Below are 17,864 nucleotides of genomic sequence, written 5' to 3'. Positions count from 1 at the left end.
GCCCGTCATCACGGGCGAGCACCGGTCTCGCCAACACAATCAGGCCAAGCATCAGCGCTGCATGTATTCTCGCCGACATTCGTTCCTCTCTACGATGCTGCAAGCGCGCTATGCGCCGATCTACTGTCTCGCTCTGCGATATGCGGAGGACGGAAGCGACAAAATCGGTTTTACCCCTGGCTATGGAGCGAATGCGGCTGCCTGGGAAGGCCCGGATGTACCGGGCCGAACGAAAACAAAACGCGACCTCACCGGCAGGTCCAAACCGTCTTCGCCGTCCTGCCCGATCAGAATGAGACCCGCCCCACCATTGGCCACTGTTAGGATGACCGGTACACCAGCCCATGTCCTGATCGGATCCATGGCCATGATAAGGAATTCGCCGATCGGCTGGTCCAGATACTGAAGCCTTAGCTGCAGCGCGACTTCGGCGGGTGCAAGCAGAAGGCCCAGCAATTGCGCGCGCGCATAGACTTTCCGCAGCGTTGCCGTTGTGCCCGCAAAGCCAAGTTCGGCTGGCGATACGGCAACAAGCTCGACCTCTGTCTTCTTCGTGCTGAGGGTAAAGGTCGGCCTTCCGAGAATCTCGTCGGCCGAGCTCCCAACACCGCAGCCCAGTGCACTCATCGCGTCCCGAAGAGCGGCCAAATCCCTAAACGTCCCGACAGTAATCCTCTTCCAGAAAGGAACCTCGGCGGCGGAGCTGAATGAAGTCCGAGTGTCGCGGGCTGGTGGAGTCCCCTTGAGCGCCAGGTGATTGCGCAGGACATCCTGCGCCGAGCATTGGGCTTCAGCAGCGTTGGCGCAGGCGACGACAAGCGCAGAGCAGACAAGTAGGCCGGCACTCCGTTGTGCAAATGCACCAGCCCGTCGCATTCTCTTGGAGTCGTAGGTCGCGCTCATCGTCGCCTCTGCTACGTTTTCTCGGCTAGACTGCCGAAGGGCGGTCCGGTGCGCTTTACGAGCGGCTTACATTTTCCTTATCAGCGGCTTATTCTCTTCCATTCCGGCTGGCGGGAGAGGCGTTGCTTCGCTGCGGAACTGACACGGCGGAGGATGGCAGTTGCGCTATCTGTTTGAGGAGTACGTCTTCCACACCGACCGGCGCGAGCTGCATCGCGGGGACGAACTCGTCCCGGTCGCGCCCCAGGTATTTGATGTGATCGACTACTTGATCCGCAACCGGGAGCGAGTTGTCAGCAAGGACGACCTCATCAAAGCCATTTGGAATGGGCGCAGCGTATCTGACGCGGCGCTAACAACCCGCCTAAATGCTGCCCGGGCTGCAATCGGCGATTCCGGCGAAGAGCAGCGCTTCATCAAAACACTACCGCGAAAGGGCTTCCGTTTCATCGGACAGGTGCGGGAGGCGCGCGAAGTTGCGGGCCCAGATCCAGGCGATGGGCCCGAGAGCGCTCCTGCAGTTCCCGACAAGCCCTCCATCGCCGTACTGCCGTTCGCGAACATGTCTGGCGATCCCGAACAGGAGTACTTCGCGGATGGAATGGTTGAGGAGATCACTACCGCGCTTTCTCGCTGTCAATCGGCTTGCAAATTTGGCTCTGACGCATATTCGATGATCGTGTTTGTTTTTATGGCGCGCCAATCAGCCTAGCCTGAAGGAGATCGAGCTTAGCGCGCCCGTACATCTGCCGTTTGACCAGCTTGAGCTTGGTGATCTGAGCTTCCACTTGGCCATTGGACCACGGTTGCGTGATTGCCGCGTCACCGCGCCCTTATCGTTGGCGATGCCATTCGCGAATGTGCCAATGAGGCTCCGCTTGGATTCATCTATCCAAGATTCGAGCTCGACCTCGGCCCTCTTTCGGACCATCGCGTGGAAGCGGCCAACGAGAGCGTGGGCATCGGCCAGCATAGGAACGCTTTGTTCAATAGCGGCAACCGTGACGGTCTCGGCCTTGGTTAGGTGGTCGCGCTTCGTCGTCATCAACTGCGCTATCGTCCTGGCGGCAGGGACCTTCTGCAATTGTTGACGGCTAATAGTCTCGGCGCGTCGCCGTCGCGTGGCCCATTCTGCCACCACGCGCAGTGATCCCTTAAAGCCTTGCCCTCTCAAACGGCGCCAGAGTTCGGCACCGTTGCGACAGCCGCCTGACCACTGCGCGTCCAGGAACGCCAGGTGCCCATCCAGGGTGCTTTGACGGGTGCGGAAGACATCCGTACCGCCGCCGCGACTAATTTGGCGAACCAGATTGCGACTATGTCCTGTGCGGCGGACGATCTCCTTGAGCGGCACACCGTCGCTGACAAGAACCGCGATTGCGGCATGGCTGTCCTGTCGCCGCAGATAGCCCTGATAGCGAAGCTTTTCCGCGCAGGTCAGCAGTTTAAGATCGATCGTCGTCGCCCTGATTGCGGTTCGGATTTTACTCATGGAGCGGCGCACCGCATCAAGGAAGGCCGCGCTCGCGTTTTCCATCAGATGCCAGCGGTCGGCGACCTGGATTGCGTTCGGCAGCGCCTTGGCTGCTGCCTCGCCATATCCACCACCGCGATCTCGCGACACAATGTTGATGCCCGGGTGCTTCGACAGCCACGCCTGGACGGTCGCCGTTTCCCGGTCGGGCAGCAAGGCAACGATCCGCCGGCGCTCCAAATCGCATACGATGGTCCCGTACCGACGGTTTCTCCGGAACGCCCAGTCATCGATACCCACAACAAGCAATCGATCCGTCGGCATCGCCGTCCGCCGGCGGACCACCCGCAGCAAGGTATCGTTGCTGACAGGCAGCATGAGCCGCTTGGCGAAGCTGGCTGCCGGCCGGCCGCCGAGCGCCAACCCCAGGTGATGGACGATGTGTTCGAGCCGTGCCGTCCGACGCCGTCGGAGCGGAACGACGTCTTCTCCGAACCGCTCCGCGAAGATCTGCCGGCGGCAATGCGGCACCTCGCATGTGAAGCGCCGCGTGAGCAATCGGAGGCGCACCTTTCTGCCCGCTGATGGCAAATCGGCAACGTGCCGGACGTAGCGGCTATGGATGCGGCTCGACGCTGTCGCGCACAAAGGGCACCGAGCCTCCGCAGCTTCCGACCTAACAGCCAGAATAAGCGAATCCATTGAGTCACTTACGCCATCAAACACCAAACCACTCGGTACTAGCGATGAGATCTGAAAGCCCGTCCGCATGGCGCTGATTCTCCGTTTGAGAAGCACAGTCGCCCGGCAAACTTCATCAGAAATGAGTCAGACCCAATATTGCAGGCCGAATGACAAATAGAGCGATTGCGCTTACACGAAGGGTGCGCTCGATATGCCTCACATGAACAGTCAACTTGTCTTCCAATTCGTCTCCTTTGTCGGAACAGTCCAGATTCCGAAGCTCGACAGTGAAGTTGCGCAGGCGAGACCACTCGGAACATCATCGCGGCGATCGCGTCGCGATGTATGTAATACTCTGTTGCGGCCTCAAATGTTCTTGTACGCAAGCGACTAATTCTCGTCCGAAGACCGCCGAAGCACCAGAGCGAGCTCGGGCATCGTCGTGCTGATCGTCGTTCGTTTCTGAGGAGATGGCATGAACAGCGTTCTAATCTCCGGGGTTGGAATTGCCGGACCCACGCTTGCCTATTGGTTGAAAGCAGCCGGATTCCAGCCGACGCTCCTCGAGCGCGCCTCCGCTCTACGGAGCGGAGGCTATGTCATCGACTTTTGGGGGCTCGGCTACACCATCGCTGAACGGATGGGATTGATCCCGGAGATCAATCGCGACGGCTACTACGCCCAAGAATTTCGGATCGTAGATGAAGCTGGCCGTCGGCTGGCCGGCTTCGGTACCGACGTCTTCTCCGAGTTGACGAATGGACGATACGTTACTCTTCAGCGCAGTGACCTCTCGCGCATGCTGTTCGAACGGGCCAGCGGCGTCGAAGCCATTTTCGGAGACGAGATCATTCTCGTCGAAGAGAAACCGGATTGCGTCGAAGTCCAACTGAAGCACGGCGGCAAGCGCAGGTTCGACCTTCTCGTCGGGGCAGACGGCCTGCATTCAGCCGTGCGCAATCTGGTCTTTGGACCACAGGCTCAGTTCGAGCGGCGTCTGGGGTATACCGTGGCCGCCTTCGAAGCTCACGGCTATCGATCGCGCGACGAGGATGTGTATCTGATCTACGGTCAGCCGGGCCGCATGGTCGGCCGCTTCACGCTGCGTGACGATCGTACGTTGTTTCTCTTGGTATTTGCCGAGCATCACTCAGTTTTTACGGAAACGCCGAACTCGCAAAAGGCGCTCCTTCGTGAAATGTATGGCGGAGATGGCTGGGAGTGCGATCAGATGCTCGCCAACTGGAGCGCGCCGGTGAACTCTATTTCGACACCGTCAGTCAGATCAGGATGCCGAACTGGTCACGAGGTCGGGTGGCGCTCATTGGTGATGCCGCTTTCTGCGTCTCGCTCCTGGCAGGGCAGGGATCCGCGCTGGCGATGATTTCAGCTTATGTCTTGGCCGGTGAACTCGCCATGTCCGGTGGACGATATTTGGAGGCGTTTGCGGGATACGAGGCGCGGCTGAAGAGCTATATAGGCCGGAAACAGCGGGGTGCGGAGCGCTTTGCCGGGGCCCTGGCGCCGAGAACGCGTGTGGGAATGCTCTTCCGCAACGTCTTGGTCAGAAGTTTCTCGATACCGGGACTGGCGAGGCTCGCAATTGGGCGGGACATCGCCGACGAACTGGAGCTTCCTGACTACCGCTGGGCGGGGACCATGAATCGACAGACAACCACTAAGGGCGTCCAATGGCGATGACCTGGAGGCTCGGTGGGCGCGGATTGTCGCCATGCCTCTTGGCAGGAACCGCCTTTCGGAACCAGAGTTCATATCGGTGTCTGTGCGCAATAGTGGTCAAATGCCCTCGGTCCTGACTTACGGCACGCGAAAAGCCCTGATCGGCAGCAGCATCAAGCCGTTTGCTGAAGAGCGGAAGGTCAGCCTTCTCGTACTTTGCGCGCTCGCCTTGGTGATTGGCGTCATGACCGTACTTGGCGCCGTCGGGTTTCGCGCGCTGATCGGCCTCGTGCACAACTTGTCTTTCAAGGCAGGCTGAGTGTCGCTTACGACGCAAACGTCAGTGAGGGCCCCAGTCCTTTCGGCGACTTTGTTCTTCTTGCGCCTGTGATCGGCGGCCTCATCGTCGTCTTTCTCGTCCGGCGGTTTGCTCCAGAAGCAAAGGGACATGGCGTACCCGAAGTGATGGACGCCATATTCTACAAGCGCGGGAAAATTCGGGGTTCGGTAGCTTTGATAAAGGCGCTGGGATCCGCGATATCCATCGGAAGCGGCGCCGCCGTCGGGCGCGAAGGCCCCATCATTCAGATAGGCTCAGCCCTGGGCTCAGCCTTTGCTCAATTCATCGGGCTCTCGACCCGGCAGAGGATCACGCTGCTGTCCGCGGGCGCGGGCGCGGGCATCGCCGCGACCTTCAATACTCCGCTGGGCGGCGTGCTGTTTGCTCTGGAAATTCTTCTGCCGGAAGTTTCAAACCGGACATTCCTTCCAGTCGTCGTGGCCACGGGGGCTGCGACGACGATCGGGCGCATCCTGATCGGTCCGGACCCGGCCTTTTCGGTTCCGGATGTGCAATTCAGCATGGTTGCATCCTTCAATGCGCAGGAAGCTCTCGCATTCGTCCTGCTTGGCCTGTTGTCTGGAGCGGCAGCCTGGGCGTTTATCCGTCTGCTCGTCTTCATGGAAGACGGGTTTCCGAAGCTGTCTGGCAACGAGTATGTTCAAAATATCATCGGCATGTCGTCAATCGGCCTGACGATGGTGGTGCTCACCCATGCCTTTGGCCACTCCTACGTCGACGGAGTGGGCTACTCCGTCATTCAGGAGATACTGGACCACAAGATGACGGCGGCGGGGTTACTGGCTCTGCTGTTCGTGCTGAAGCTGTTGGCAACGACGGTCAGCCTCGGCTGCGGGGCGTCGGGCGGGATCTTCTCGCCATCACTATACCTTGGCGCCACGCTGGGTGCCGCCTTTGCCGCTGCAACCAATTCAATCCTGCCTCATTCAGGGCTAACGCCATCTTCGGCCGCGATCATTGGAATGGCGGCCGTCGTCGGTGCAGGTACGGGCGGCGTCATGACGGCGATCGTGATGGTCTTCGAGATGACCCGCGATTACGCAATCATCGTTCCGGTGATCGTTGCGGTGGCGTTGGCTGCAGGCGTCAGGCGTGCACTCGTCAACGAGACGATCTACACGGTCAAGCTGCGCCACCGCGGTCACCGCATTCCAAAGGAGCGGCATATCAACCTCTATCTGGTGAAGCAGGCCCAGGACATCATGGAAAGGCGCTTTATCGTCGCCGGAGTAGGAACGACACTAAAGCAGGCCATGGCTGCGGAAGATATCGATGACGCACTTCCTATCGTGGTTGAGCGCGAAGGCCGGATTGTCGGGCTGATCCCACCACGTTCCGGATTATGGGCGGAGTCGCAATCGAATCCAGCTCTCATGGTCGAGCAATTCGTCGAGCGGCGGATGGTCATTTGCCGCGATCAGGACCTTCTAAGCTTGGTGTTTGCCAGGTTGAAGCGCCATCGGGCTGGCGCGGCAATTGTTGTCCGCTCTGCCTCGCGCCCGCGCGTTAAGGATATCGTCGGCGTCCTGACCAAACGCGTGATCGCAGATGCGGTCATCGACAGCTATGAGGATTGATCAGTGCAAAAATGAGACGCTTGTCGCCTGCGCTTGAAGGGTCATTGGAGACGAGACCTATTGTCCGACAGTCCGCTTTGCCACCCAGCCTAGAGTCGAGCCTTGAATGATGATGCTGAACAGGACGACCGCATAGGTTGAGGCGAGGATGGCGGCCTTGGCCGGGCTATCCGGCATTGATAGGGCGAGTGCAACTGAAATCCCGCCTCGAACGCCCGCCCAGGTGAGAAAGGGCGCGTTGCGCAGGGAAAGCAGCTGAGTCCATCCGAACAAAAACGGTTGGACTGAAACGGAGACAAACCGGGCGAAGAGAACGACTGGAATTGAGGCTGCTGCCAGGCCAAGGCTGCGAAGATCAAAGCGCAGTATCAAGGTCTCGAGCCCGATAAGCAGAAAAAGGACGGAATTGAGGATTTCGTCGATGAGGGTCCAGAGCGCGAAGAGATATCCTTGTGTCCGCTCGCTCATCGCATATCGCGGTCCTCGGTCGCCGATGAGGAGGCCTGCGGCGACCATGGAGAGCGGCCCGCTGACGTGCAGATGTAACGCAAGTGCGTATGTTCCGGTGACGAGCGCGAGAGAGATCAGTACCTCTATGGGGTAGTCGTCGATGAGCCGCATCGCGCGATACGCAACATAGCCAGTCAACAAGCCCAGCACTATTCCGCCACCAGCTTCGCGAACAAGTAACTCAGCGACATCGGCAGCCGAAACCTGAGCGCCGTCTCCGGTGCTCGCAAAGCGAAGCATGATCGTGAACAGAACAATCCCGACGCCGTCGTTGAACAATGCCTCGCCTTCCGTCTCGATCTGCAGCTCTTTCGGCACTTTGGTGTTGCGAAGCGTACTCAGGACAGCAACGGGGTCAGTCGGGCTGATCAATGCGCCGAACACGAATGCCCAAGCCAACGATACGGGCAGGTTCACAAGGCCGCAGATGAACCAGAACATCAGGCCTACGAGGACGGTTGAAATCGAGGTGCCGAGAACGGCCAGAATAAATACCGGAATGGCGCGGCTTCTGAGTGTGTCCAGATCTACGTGCAACGCGCCGGCGAACAGCAGAAATGCAAGCATTCCGTTGACGACGACTTCGGTAAAGTCGATCTGTCGGAGTCCGTCGGCAAGTTGGTTTAGCAGATGAGCCGTCGGAACCGCTGCATCCAGACCGATCATCAGCAGCGACGTCAGGACACTCATCAAAAGAAGACCTACGCTGCGGGAGAGCGGCAGGAACTTGTGATTGAGCCAGCCGAAGGCGGCAGACAATGTGAGCAGAACGGCAGCAATATCCATCAGCGAAAGCACGGCAGGCTCCTTGTGCTCTGGCGAGAGTGCCTGTCCACTCCCTTCCGTTAAGGCCGCTGTTCGCTCTAGCCGGTGAGGGTAGTGCGTTCGAGATAGCGACTTTTGAGACGTGAATAAGCAAAAAGCAACTTCGGCAGTTCCTGCGGGACATCTAAGCGGATTGGAATAAGCCTCAATTCCAAGCACCTCTCAGCGGCGGGGGCAGCTATCCATTTTCTGCATCTGCGGCGAAAGATCGCGACGACGATTGTCAGTATCGTCGTTCACTCCGCATTCATTGGACCGACCTAGAAGCGCGGAGGGGGCGTACGACAAGGAAAAACTATGAAGAAAATCGCCTATGGATTTGCGGCCGCTGCTTTGCTTGCGGGCACTCAGTTCTTGGTTCCTGCCAATGCGATGATGGCGCCACCGGTCGGCGCAGCGGCAACATCCGAGACGATGCAGGCCGGCTATCACTATCATCATCATCGGAGGGTCTGCACCGTGCGAACCATAGTCACTCGGGGCTATCATGGTCGGCGTATCGTCAAGCACGTGCGTGTCTGCCGATAGGCGCAAACTTGGAGGGCCGTCGATCGAGGCGGCCCTCACCTTGCATAAGAGCAATCTTCGCGCAGTGAGATGGGTGCGCCGCACTTTACATCGGAAGCTGACGCTCAAGAGTCCGGGAAAATCGACGTGCCGCGATCTCCAGCGCCGCGACACAAAGAGCCGTGAACAACATACCGAGGACCAGGAGCACCACGACTGTATCCATGATCGAGCGAGTTCCTGCAAAGGATCGGGACGTTGAATCCGACTTCGTCATTCCTCGATGTCGGTTGCCAAACGCCTATTGCCGTCAAGCAATCGCGTACGCCGAGAACAGGAGACAGGTGAGATAGATGCAAGCGAGGCAAATGCCCGCGGTTCTCGCCGTGCGGGCATCTAGCCGCGAACTCGTCCGAGTGGCGAGCCCGGGCAGTTTCTCATACTGTGCAAAGAGCTGGCGACCGGGACGTCCTCGGAAAAGTACATTTCTCATGTATGCCTCCAAACAACCATGATCCGTCCAATACGTGCGGAGTGCAGAAGCCGGAAAGAACGGTGTTCCGGCCGGCGATTCGCGTTGGTTCTCTCGTCCGCTTCATGAAAGATAGTGGACGGCGTCCCATCGGGCAGTCAGGAGATGAGCGGGGCTTGTCGGGATAATCCTGACGTCCGCATGCCACGCAGGGCCGTTTGGCCCACCTACTTCCCGCTCAAACTTGATCCGCACTCTTTCCCGAATGGCTCAACCAGCCAAGGGCCACGCCGTAGCGCACGATGTCGGCACGCGTGAACAGTCCGAGCTTTTCGACCGCCCTGGCCTTGTAAGTTTCGACGGTCTTGATGCTGATGCTTAGCTGATTGGCAATTTCCTTGTTGCTGAAGCCTTGTGCGATGAATCTGAGGACCTCACTCTCGCGCGGTGTCAGCTCGCCGGCTGTGGAAGCGCCGGAAGACGAGTGGGCGCCCTGCGCGGATGGAAGTGCTTTCTCCGCTATTGCGGGATCCAGATACAAACCACCTCCAGCGATCGCGCGAACTGCGCGCTCGAGCTCGTCGGCCGCGGAGCGCTTCAGCAGATAGCCGCGAGCTCCCGCTTGCAGCATCGGATGAACGTAGGCGTGATCCTCGTGCACGGTCAGCGCCAGCAGACGGACCTGAGGAAGCTGCGTCGCCAGGGTGCGAGCAACTTCGAGGCCACTGATACCGGGCAGTGAAATGTCCAGGATGGCAATGTCCGGTGTGGCCTGGCGAATGATGTCTAGGGCGGCCTGTCCATCCGTTGCTTCCCCGACGATCTCAATGTCCTGCACGTCCTGAAGCAACGCCTTCATTCCGGCCAGAACAAGCGGATGATCGTCAGTCAACGTGATCCGGATCGGGCACATAGCCCATCTCCTCTATTGGCACCGGTATTCTCATGAAAAGAGAGGTGCCGTGGCCGGGTTCAGATTCAATCGCCAAAGATCCACCGAGCAGCGTGAGGCGCTCCTCGATGACGGATAGGCCCAATTTTGCGTGGCGGCTCTCACCCCGCGAGAATTCCTGAAAGTCGAAGCCGTTCCCGTCGTCTTCGACGACGATCCTAAGCTCAGCTGTGCGCCGGTCGATGACCACGCTGACGTTTCGAGCTTGCGCGTGTTTGACCACGTTGTTCACGGCCTCCTGGACGGCGCGGTAAACCGCGATTTCGACGTCCTGGCCGAGACGATCTCTTCTGCCCAGAGGCTGAAAATCGACGCTGATCCCGAACCGGCGCTGGATCTCTGCGCAGAATGCCTCCAGCGCCTTGTAAAGGCCCAGGTCGTCAAGGGCAGTCGGGCGCAGGTCAGAGGCGATTTGATGGATATCGCGCCCAATCCCTCTCGCCAGTCCTTGCAGCCAATTGAGCCTCTCCAATCCGAGCTTGCGTTTCGGGCTCGTGCCAAGAAGCGGCTCCAGGTTCTTTAGACCGAGAAGGAGACCTGTGACCGTTTGGCCGATCTGATCGTGAAGCTCTCTTGCGATTCTCCGGCGTTCATTTTCTTCCGCTTCGGAAAGACGTCGAAGCAGTTGCTGTCGCTCCAGCTCAGCTCGCTTGGTCTCGTCGATGTCCAGAATGACGCCATATACGACGTCCAAGTTCTTATCATCGATGCGAGACAGTCGTCCGCTGGCCCGCAGCCACCGGCTGTGAGGGGGAGCGGTCCGGAAATCTGCAATCGCCACGTTTCCCGAACGGCAACTCAGCAAGGAAGCCTCAAAGTTCCGCTGGTCGGCGGGATCAATACAGCTCAGTATCCGATCCATCGGAAGGATCGTATCTCCTTCGGAGCGCGAACCGTCTATCCGGAGCATCTCCCGGGCGCGGGGCGACACGATCGCTTCTCTGCTCGCAAAATCACAGCTGAACACGCCGAGATCTGCGGCATCGATCGTCAGCCTCCGTCGCTCTTCACTTGCGCTGAGTGCCAATGCTGCCTGCGCCTCTTGCTCGCGCCGGCGAAGCGAAATGTCGCGTATGGTGTACCAGGCCAAAGTCAGAGCCAAGACGAAGCTCAATACCCCACCCCCGGCAAGGAAAATGGCTGAGCGCTGGACGGGACCATTCAGTTCCTGCGTCGGTATTCCGAAATGGACCGACCATCCGCTGGTTCCGGGGATGACTTTATAGATCGAGTCGACTTGTTCGCCGGCAGGCGTGGTTTTGACGTAGCTTCCTTCTGGCGCTGAGGCTATCGCCTGGCGGACCGTAGCGCTGGCAGATTGTCCGAGTTCGGATTGTTCACCGAAGGTGCGGGCGACGATGTTCCCCTTGGCATCGACCACGAAACCCACCCAGCCGGCCGGGGCTCCTGCGCTCTTCAAAATCTGGCTTATTGCATCGGGCACCAGGGCCACCGTGAGTACAAACTTCAATTGCCCATCGCGCTCAACGGGGGCCCTGACGGCCACCACGCGTTTGCCGGTGATGGGACCACGTGGCCCAATTCCGCCGATCGCCGGCTTTCTCGTTTTCAGGATCTGTTCGAAATTCTCTCGGTCGGCGGTGGCGCGCATCCCATCCCCGAGTGGACGGCTGACATCAAGCACCTGATTCCCGTCAGGATCGACGAGCTGAATCGTCTGCCAAAGAGGACGTGCTTCGTTGACTCGCGTCGCTTCGCGATAGAACGCGTCAAGGTCCGGCTTGTCGAGTGTTGCGGAGGCCGCGACGGTCTCGGCGATCTCGAGCTGGAGACTGATCTCGGAGGCAAGCCGGTTGACGACGCTATCGAGCGTCTCCACGGCGGCAGCCTGAGAGCCCCTGCGCTGCTGCTGCGCGTTCAGGAAAACGACCCAACCGGCAAAAAGCGCAAGAGGCATCGCTGCCGCGATGAAGACGAGGATCAAGGGGCGGCGGGCTGCGCGCCGGGAGATTGAGGTGGGCGCCTCCATGCGGGTGGGTATCAAATGAGACAGCAAAACGCCCACGTGCTGGCACTTCCTCGATGTTTCTGGTTCTTGTCAGGTTTTTCCCGACAGTTCTATCGGTCACCCTGACTCCCAGGATCGCTCGATCCATCCCATCGTACAGGCAATCATTGTAGCGGTCTAGAATTGGGCTTGACATGGAACATTCTTCATCGCCACTGCGGTTGATCGAAAACGAATTCAACCCGAAGCGGCTTGGTTTGGACGAGCCCTTCTGCGGGACTAGCCGCAACGAACTCGTCTCCCGACTGTCGGCTTCATCGCAGTGCCGTTTGCTCGAAAGCTGCGAGACGGTGTCTCTGAACAAAGGGCAAATTCTCTACGATCGCGGCACTCCTCTTCGCCATGCCTACTTCATCGAGTCCGGCGGGTGTTCTGTCACGACCCGTGCGGGCGACTGCCTGCCGGTCGAGATCCATACGCTCGGGATGAAGGATTTTGTCGGCGTGCCGTTGGTCCTGGGCATGCACGTTTCGCCGCACCGCTGCAGCGTGAGAGTGCCGGGCCAAGCGCTTCGGATCCAGTCCGATCAGCTGATTTCTTTGATCAAGAGGGACGTCGAGCTTGAAAAGATGCTTTTAGGCTATGTTCAGGCGATCCTGATTCACAGTTCGCAGCTATCAGCCTGCAATTCCAGGCACACGCTGCACCAGCGCCTCGCCCGGTGGCTCCTGGTTGCCAGCGACAGGCTCGGGTCTCGCGAGATACCTTTCACGCATAGTTACATAGCCAATGCTCTCGCGGTCCGGCGCGCCGGCGTTACGGTCGCTCTCGGGAGTATGATGCGCGACGGAGTGATTGGCTGTCGCAGGGCGGGGATCGTCGTCATGGACGAGGCCAGGCTGAAAGCGATGTCTTGCGATTGTCAGGGGATCATCCTGTCGGCGCACAACCGTCCTTGTGCGGTGCCGCCCCTCCGCATTGCATATTCGTGAACGCGATTCCCCACTGCCGTTAAGTCGGCTGTACGGCAGCCAACAGAGTTCAGATATTCTTGAAGCAATAGAGGCGGAGATGTCATCGCAAGAAGTCCGGATCCGAACCGATACCGAAGTTCTGGTGGGAGCCTTGGAGGAGGCCCAAAGGCTTCTTGCCGCTTACGAGAACCCTTGCTGCAATCGCACCAGGGACGACATTATCGCTATGGTCGAGTTCATCATATGCAACCCTTCCGTGACACGTGCAATGCTTCATCAAAAGATGCGGAGCCGCCTCAAGCTGGTCGGATAAGTCTCGTGCGGGAGCGTACATTCGCATTCAGGAAAACGAAACTTGCGAGCGTGCGATGAGTTGACGATGATCCAACAGAAGTAGGAGCAATCGTCATGAAGATATCACTTTGCATTCTTGCCTCCGCGATGCTGCTGGCTACGCCGGTCATGGGGCAGTCGTCCCAGAACAACGCGACGACCGCGGCGCCCAACGTGCAGCCGGCTGCCTCGACCGCCTCCATGCATAAGGAAGGTGAATGGCGTGCATCGAAACTCGTTGGCGTGAACGTCTATAACAACGGCAACGAGAAGATCGGCGACATCAATGATCTGATCCTGGATTCCAGCGGGCGGGTTGCCAACGTGGTGATCGGAGTGGGAGGATTCCTTGGAATGGGCGAGCACAACGTCGCCGTAACGTTCGATCAGCTCAAATTCGCCAAAGAACCGGTGAAGACCGTGTCCAGCGATGGCGCTGGAAAGACCGGCAATGCCGGTTCGACGAGCACGACAGGAAGCGCATCAACGTCGGCCCAGCGAAGCGACAATTGGTATCCGGATCACGTGGTGCTGAACGCCAACAAGGATCAGCTGAAGAAGATGCCCGAATTCAAGTACTGAGCCGATTTCGGTCCCTATTTCCAGCATGCTTATCGGCGGTGCCATCTGAGATGGCGCCGCCTTTTCCAGTTGCATTTGATCCGGTCGGCTTAGATTTGTAGTGGCAGGAAAAGCAGTCTTGAATTTCCGCATTGAATCGATCAGCTTGCGTGCCGCCTGCTGAGGTCGACGATGTCTGATGAAGCACTGCCGGAAGAGGTAGAGGAGCTTGTCCGACGCTACATTCGCTCTGTGGCGCAGCTCGAAGCCCTTTTGTTCTTCCACAAGCGGCCCGGCGAGCGCTTCGACGTGGAATCGCTCGCTGCACGCCTTTACGCGGGCAAGATCGAGATGGCCGATGCTCTAGCGTCCCTGAGGAAGGATGGCTTCCTCGACGGCGAGGCGGGGATCTATGCGTTTGCGCCGCGGCCCGAATTGCGGCCAATGGTCGATAGCTTGGCCTTGGCGTATTCGCGGCATTTGATCCCAATCACACATATCATCCACAACAGCCCACACCGCATCCAGGCATTTTCAGATGCCTTCAGGATTCGAAAGGATTAGTCATGGCTGCGGTGATTTACACACTTTGCGCGATCACGAGCGGCTTTTGTGCATGGCTGCTCATTCGGGCATATATCGGTAACAGGTCAAGGTTGCTCCTGTGGAGCGCCGTCTGCTTCGCGGGTCTGACTTTCGAAAATGCTGCTCTGTGGATCGATAAGATCGTATTTCCTCAAGTTGATCTTTCCGCCGTGCGTCTGTCGATCGGCCTGTTCGCCATGACGGTCCTGCTTATCGGCATGATCTGGGAGGCCGAGTGATGGACCATTTGAATCCCGTTCTTTCAGGTGCGACGGCATTCGCATCGCTCCTGGCGAGCATATACTTCCTGAAGTTTTGGCGTAAGACGGGCGACACCCTTTTCCTGTTCTTTGCAGCTGCGTTTGTAATCGACGCCGTTGCAAGATTTGTCCTGGCTGTGGTGCAGGTTACGAATGCGAGCGAGCCGGTTTACTTCATCCCGCGCCTGATCACATTCAGTCTGATCGCGCTTTCGATCGTCGGGAAGAACGCGCTGCCGAAGAAGCGCAAGTGAGGCTCGAATTCAAGAGGCGCTGACTCGCAAGATTGGCTGGGTGTGCAAACGTACAACCGCTTTCGCGCCTTGAACGACGGGCAGGGGAATCGACCACCGACCTTGCCCGGGACGGATGGACAGGTGATGCCGTCAGGGGAGGCGGACCCCAGCCGAGGAACGCTGGGATTCCAACTCCCGCCGCGCGCTAATTCACCCGGACGTTGGCGGGCTGCTGTGTGGGACAGGAGTGATCTTCGGCAGAGCGCGCACAGCTTGCTACGTGACGAAACACGGTACAGTTCTGTACAATAGCAGCCGATCTGCCCCGCAGCCGCTTGCTCGCGGGCGACCTCCGAAGGATATTGCGCAGGGGGCTTTCATGATCAGCAAATCGAATCAAACGGCACTCAATGTGTTTCCGCAAGCGTACTGCCTGTCTTGCGAGGAAAAGACGCCGCATCGGCATGAACGGCTGGCAATCCACGGTACGCAAATGGCACGTGCGACTTGTCTCACCTGCAACAACGAGCGTACGGGCCTTGAGGAGGGGAGGCGGCTCGCCAATCCGAGCTAACAGCAGCCGTCCTTTGGTCTGGTATATGTTCGCTCACTACCGCTTAGCGCAATCGGCAGTGCCCAATGCGCCGCGAGAGCTGCGCCTGCTGGACGGCTCGAGCAAATGCCTGCGGACAGTCGGGGTAGCTCCGGAGTGACCCCGATATCGTACAAGGAGTTCTTCCGCTATGGCATTTTCGGCCTGGCGGTAGCCGCAATCGTGGCGTTCGGTATCTCGCCATTTACCGGAGGAATCGTACAGCAGTGGTCGCGAAGCGATGTTGAAGCCAGATCCAAGCTGGTCTTCAACGCCATCCAGCCGTTGCTTAGTCGTGATGTGGAAGACCAGGCCTGGGACCGGCTCTCGGACCTTTTCAAGAGAGTGGCGCTCGACAAGAAGATTCTCGCGGTTGGATTTTGTGATCCGGAAGGCTCGTTGCTCGCGCCAACACCGGAGATGCCGGCGAGCTTCTCCTGCGAAAAGTCGGCCAAATCCGAGAACGAGAGTTTCGCAAGCATCGCCAGCGGCGGGCGACGAATTCTTGTAGCTGCGTTTCCGATCTCGAGTAGCCGAGGTCGTTCCTACCTCGTCATTCTAACCGACCTCAGCTTCGCGGCGGCCAGGTCCAGCCAGGTGCTGGCGTATCTGCTTGCCGCGCTTGCCGGCGTCGTTCTGGTCCTGACCGTTGGCACGATCATTTTCGCCGTCCTCATGATGCGCGGCTGGATGAAGGCATTGCGACGCGCGGTCGAGGAGGTCCGTCGAGGTGCTCAGGGAGTGCCACTCCAACTCGGTGGCTCGTCTATTGATAGAGAAATTCACAAGCTGTTGCGTGGCGCCGAACAAGTTACGTTTACAAGCCAGATCGATTGGACGCCGAAATCGCTTCAGGAGGTGCTGCAAAGCGTCCTGCCGGGGGCAGAAGTTCTCGTCCTTTCCAATCGGGAGCCCTACATTCACAACACTTCGGAAGCGGGGATTGTGGTGCAGCGGCCGGCGAGTGGATTGGTCTCGGCTCTGGAGCCGATCATGCGTGCCTGCGGCGGCACGTGGATCGCACACGGCAGCGGCAGCGCCGATCGGGAGACGGTCGACGACAACGATAGGATCGGCGTGCCCGAGGCAACTCCGGCCTACACGCTTCGGCGCATCTGGATCTCCGAGGAAGAACAGGACGGATATTATTACGGTTTTGCCAACGAAGGGCTCTGGCCATTGTGCCATATCGTTTTCGTGCGCCCTACGTTCAGGTCGAGCGACTGGCAGATGTATCGGCAGATCAACCAGCGCTTTGCCGATGCAGTCGTTGCCGAGGCGCGGACCGAGGACCCCATCGTGCTGGTCCAGGACTATCACTTCGCGCTTGCTCCAAGAATGATCCGTGAGCGCCTGCCCAGGGCGACGATCATAGCCTTCTGGCACATTCCGTGGCCGAATGCGGAAACATTCAGCATCTGCCCATGGAAGGCGGAGATTATCGAAGGATTGCTCGGCAGCACCATTGTTGGATTTCATACCCAATTTCACTGTAACAACTTCATCGAGGGTGTGGATCGCTTCTTGGAGAGCAGGATCGATCGCGAGGTGCAGGCGGTCAGCCTTGGAGGACACGAGACCAGAATACGTGCCTATCCAATCTCGATCGAATGGCCGCCACGGGAACTGGAAAAGCTACCACCTCCCACGGAATGCCGATCCAGTATCATCTCGCAGTTCGAGTTGGCGGAAGGAACGAGACTGATTGTCGGTGTCGAACGCTTTGACTACACCAAAGGCATTCTCGATCGTATGCGGGCGGTCGACGCGCTCCTGCTGCGCAATCCGGCCTGGAAAGACAGGGTTGCCTTCATCCAGATCGCAGCACCGACGCGCAGCAAACTCAGCTCGTACTCGAAGCTCCAGGCTGAAGCGGAGGCGCTCGCTGCCGAAATAAACGAGCGGCACCGCGGTCGCCAACCCCTGATACACTTGGTCGCGCGGCACTACGAGCCGTCAGACGTGTTCCGGCTGTTCAGAGGGGCCGATGCCTGCGTCGTCAGCAGCCTGCACGACGGAATGAACCTCGTCGCGAAGGAGTTCGTTAGCTCGCGAGAAGACAACGCTGGGGTCCTTAGCTTGTCGAGCTTCACCGGGGCGTCACGAGAATTATCCGAGGCCCTCATCGTCAATCCCTATGACACCGAAGAAATGGCATCGGCTATCGAGATTGCACTTACAATGCCCATCGAGGAGCAGGCCGAGCGCATGAAGCTCATGCGACAGCAGGTCAAGGAGCATAACGTCTATCGCTGGGCAGGCACGATGCTGGTGGACGCAGCGAGAAGTCGCACCCGCGAGCGGGTTCTTGGCATGGCCACCAAGGCCGGTCATGGCGTGAAGCAGATCTGAGGGGCTCTCTTCAAAAGCGGTCTGCAAGAATATCGGTACCAAAGCGTACGGTTGGTT

The 17,864-nt window shown here is 58.8% G+C and carries 15 protein-coding genes and 2 pseudogenes; 12 read left to right on the top strand and 5 right to left on the bottom strand.

The window, feature by feature from the left end:
• Positions 1–180: 180 nt before the first annotated feature.
• Positions 181–903 carry a hypothetical protein gene (locus tag ABIC03_RS07670; protein ID WP_354056828.1) on the bottom strand — a complete coding sequence of 241 codons (723 nt, stop codon included), beginning with the start codon at positions 901–903 and terminating at the stop codon, positions 181–183.
• Between the two features lie 160 nt (positions 904–1,063).
• Between ABIC03_RS07670 and ABIC03_RS07665 the strand changes: the two are divergent.
• Positions 1,064–1,537 (top strand): annotated as a pseudogene (locus ABIC03_RS07665) (winged helix-turn-helix domain-containing protein); the annotation flags it as partial.
• Positions 1,538–1,592: 55 nt separating this feature from the next.
• Here ABIC03_RS07665 and ABIC03_RS07660 read toward each other — a convergent pair.
• A pseudogene (locus ABIC03_RS07660) lies at positions 1,593–3,148 on the bottom strand (ISL3 family transposase).
• 388 nt (positions 3,149–3,536) lie between these two features.
• On the opposite strand from ABIC03_RS07660, the gene ABIC03_RS07655 reads away from it, so the two are divergent.
• The 4 genes from ABIC03_RS07655 to ABIC03_RS07640 all read left to right on the top strand — a co-directional run bounded on the left by ABIC03_RS07655 (position 3,537) and on the right by ABIC03_RS07640 (position 6,679).
• Positions 3,537–4,445 carry an FAD-dependent monooxygenase gene (locus ABIC03_RS07655; protein WP_354056826.1) on the top strand — a complete coding sequence of 303 codons (909 nt, stop codon included), beginning with the start codon at positions 3,537–3,539 and terminating at the stop codon, positions 4,443–4,445.
• Positions 4,352–4,762 carry an FAD-dependent monooxygenase gene (locus ABIC03_RS07650; protein WP_354056824.1) on the top strand — a complete coding sequence of 137 codons (411 nt, stop codon included), beginning with the start codon at positions 4,352–4,354 and terminating at the stop codon, positions 4,760–4,762. The genes ABIC03_RS07655 and ABIC03_RS07650 overlap by 94 nt, the downstream gene beginning before the upstream one ends.
• Before the next feature lie 31 nt (positions 4,763–4,793).
• Complete coding sequence (locus tag ABIC03_RS07645; protein ID WP_354056822.1) at positions 4,794–5,060, top strand: hypothetical protein; 267 nt, start codon at positions 4,794–4,796, stop codon at positions 5,058–5,060.
• Between the two features lie 68 nt (positions 5,061–5,128).
• A complete protein-coding gene (locus ABIC03_RS07640) occupies positions 5,129–6,679 on the top strand; it encodes a chloride channel protein (RefSeq protein WP_354056820.1) in 1,551 nt (516 codons plus the stop codon).
• A gap of 57 nt (positions 6,680–6,736) precedes the next feature.
• Here the strand turns inward: ABIC03_RS07640 and ABIC03_RS07635 are convergent, their stop codons facing one another.
• Positions 6,737–7,987, bottom strand: a complete 1,251-nt coding sequence (locus ABIC03_RS07635; RefSeq protein ID WP_354056818.1) for a cation:proton antiporter — start codon at positions 7,985–7,987, stop codon at positions 6,737–6,739.
• A 324-nt stretch (positions 7,988–8,311) separates the two neighbouring features.
• Here ABIC03_RS07635 and ABIC03_RS07630 point away from each other — a divergent pair, with 324 nt between their 5' ends.
• Positions 8,312–8,542, top strand: a complete 231-nt coding sequence (locus tag ABIC03_RS07630) for a hypothetical protein (RefSeq protein WP_354056816.1) — start codon at positions 8,312–8,314, stop codon at positions 8,540–8,542.
• A 689-nt stretch (positions 8,543–9,231) separates the two neighbouring features.
• On the opposite strand, the gene ABIC03_RS07625 is transcribed toward ABIC03_RS07630, so the two are convergent.
• Both ABIC03_RS07625 and ABIC03_RS07620 read right to left on the bottom strand, forming a co-directional pair.
• Positions 9,232–9,906, bottom strand: coding sequence for a response regulator (locus tag ABIC03_RS07625; RefSeq protein WP_354056814.1), 675 nt, complete (start codon positions 9,904–9,906; stop codon positions 9,232–9,234).
• Positions 9,878–11,971 (bottom strand): sensor histidine kinase, encoded by a 2,094-nt coding sequence (locus tag ABIC03_RS07620; protein WP_354056812.1) that lies wholly within the window; start codon positions 11,969–11,971, stop codon positions 9,878–9,880. Before ABIC03_RS07620 ends, ABIC03_RS07625 begins: the two co-directional genes overlap by 29 nt.
• Positions 11,972–12,108: 137 nt before the next feature.
• Here ABIC03_RS07620 and ABIC03_RS07615 point away from each other — a divergent pair, with 137 nt between their 5' ends.
• From ABIC03_RS07615 to ABIC03_RS07590, 6 genes are all read left to right on the top strand, one after another.
• A complete protein-coding gene (locus ABIC03_RS07615) occupies positions 12,109–12,906 on the top strand; it encodes a Crp/Fnr family transcriptional regulator (protein WP_354056810.1) in 798 nt (265 codons plus the stop codon).
• Between the two features lie 390 nt (positions 12,907–13,296).
• Positions 13,297–13,803 carry a PRC-barrel domain-containing protein gene (locus ABIC03_RS07610; protein WP_354056808.1) on the top strand — a complete coding sequence of 169 codons (507 nt, stop codon included), beginning with the start codon at positions 13,297–13,299 and terminating at the stop codon, positions 13,801–13,803.
• A gap of 171 nt (positions 13,804–13,974) precedes the next feature.
• A complete protein-coding gene (locus ABIC03_RS07605; protein WP_354056806.1) occupies positions 13,975–14,346 on the top strand; it encodes a hypothetical protein in 372 nt (123 codons plus the stop codon).
• A gap of 2 nt (positions 14,347–14,348) precedes the next feature.
• The gene (locus ABIC03_RS07600; protein WP_247502678.1) at positions 14,349–14,606 is read left to right on the top strand and encodes a DUF5985 family protein; all 258 of its coding nucleotides are present in this window, start codon (positions 14,349–14,351) and stop codon (positions 14,604–14,606) included.
• Entirely contained in the window at positions 14,606–14,881 is a 276-nt protein-coding gene (locus ABIC03_RS07595) for a DUF5985 family protein (protein ID WP_354056804.1), read from the top strand. Before ABIC03_RS07600 ends, ABIC03_RS07595 begins: the two co-directional genes overlap by 1 nt.
• Positions 14,882–15,542: 661 nt before the next feature.
• On the top strand, positions 15,543–17,807 hold the full coding sequence (locus ABIC03_RS07590) for an alpha,alpha-trehalose-phosphate synthase (UDP-forming) (protein ID WP_354056802.1): 2,265 nt from the start codon (positions 15,543–15,545) through the stop codon (positions 17,805–17,807).
• The last annotated feature ends 57 nt before the right edge of the window (positions 17,808–17,864 follow it).

This window comes from Bradyrhizobium sp. RT6a, assembly GCF_040547675.1.
Lineage (GTDB): Bacteria > Pseudomonadota > Alphaproteobacteria > Rhizobiales > Xanthobacteraceae > Bradyrhizobium.
Note: the sequence above shows the minus strand (reverse complement) of the source record. Positions and strands in the feature narration are given on the sequence as shown.

Excerpts from the sequence above, each read along its gene's own strand:
- ABIC03_RS07655 (WP_354056826.1), top strand. The coding sequence starts at position 3,537 with ATGAACAGCGTTCTAATCTCCGGGGTTGGAATTGCCGGACCCACGCTT.
- ABIC03_RS07650 (WP_354056824.1), top strand. The coding sequence starts at position 4,352 with ATGCCGAACTGGTCACGAGGTCGGGTGGCGCTCATTGGTGATGCCGCT.
- ABIC03_RS07590 (WP_354056802.1), top strand. The coding sequence starts at position 15,543 with ATGCCTGCGGACAGTCGGGGTAGCTCCGGAGTGACCCCGATATCGTAC.
- ABIC03_RS07605 (WP_354056806.1), top strand. The coding sequence starts at position 13,975 with ATGTCTGATGAAGCACTGCCGGAAGAGGTAGAGGAGCTTGTCCGACGC.
- ABIC03_RS07600 (WP_247502678.1), top strand. The coding sequence starts at position 14,349 with ATGGCTGCGGTGATTTACACACTTTGCGCGATCACGAGCGGCTTTTGT.
- ABIC03_RS07595 (WP_354056804.1), top strand. The coding sequence starts at position 14,606 with ATGGACCATTTGAATCCCGTTCTTTCAGGTGCGACGGCATTCGCATCG.
- ABIC03_RS07630 (WP_354056816.1), top strand. The coding sequence starts at position 8,312 with ATGAAGAAAATCGCCTATGGATTTGCGGCCGCTGCTTTGCTTGCGGGC.
- ABIC03_RS07625 (WP_354056814.1), bottom strand. The coding sequence starts at position 9,906 with ATGTGCCCGATCCGGATCACGTTGACTGACGATCATCCGCTTGTTCTG.
- ABIC03_RS07645 (WP_354056822.1), top strand. The coding sequence starts at position 4,794 with ATGCCTCTTGGCAGGAACCGCCTTTCGGAACCAGAGTTCATATCGGTG.
- ABIC03_RS07610 (WP_354056808.1), top strand. The coding sequence starts at position 13,297 with ATGAAGATATCACTTTGCATTCTTGCCTCCGCGATGCTGCTGGCTACG.
- ABIC03_RS07670 (WP_354056828.1), bottom strand. The coding sequence starts at position 903 with ATGAGCGCGACCTACGACTCCAAGAGAATGCGACGGGCTGGTGCATTT.
- ABIC03_RS07615 (WP_354056810.1), top strand. The coding sequence starts at position 12,109 with ATGGAACATTCTTCATCGCCACTGCGGTTGATCGAAAACGAATTCAAC.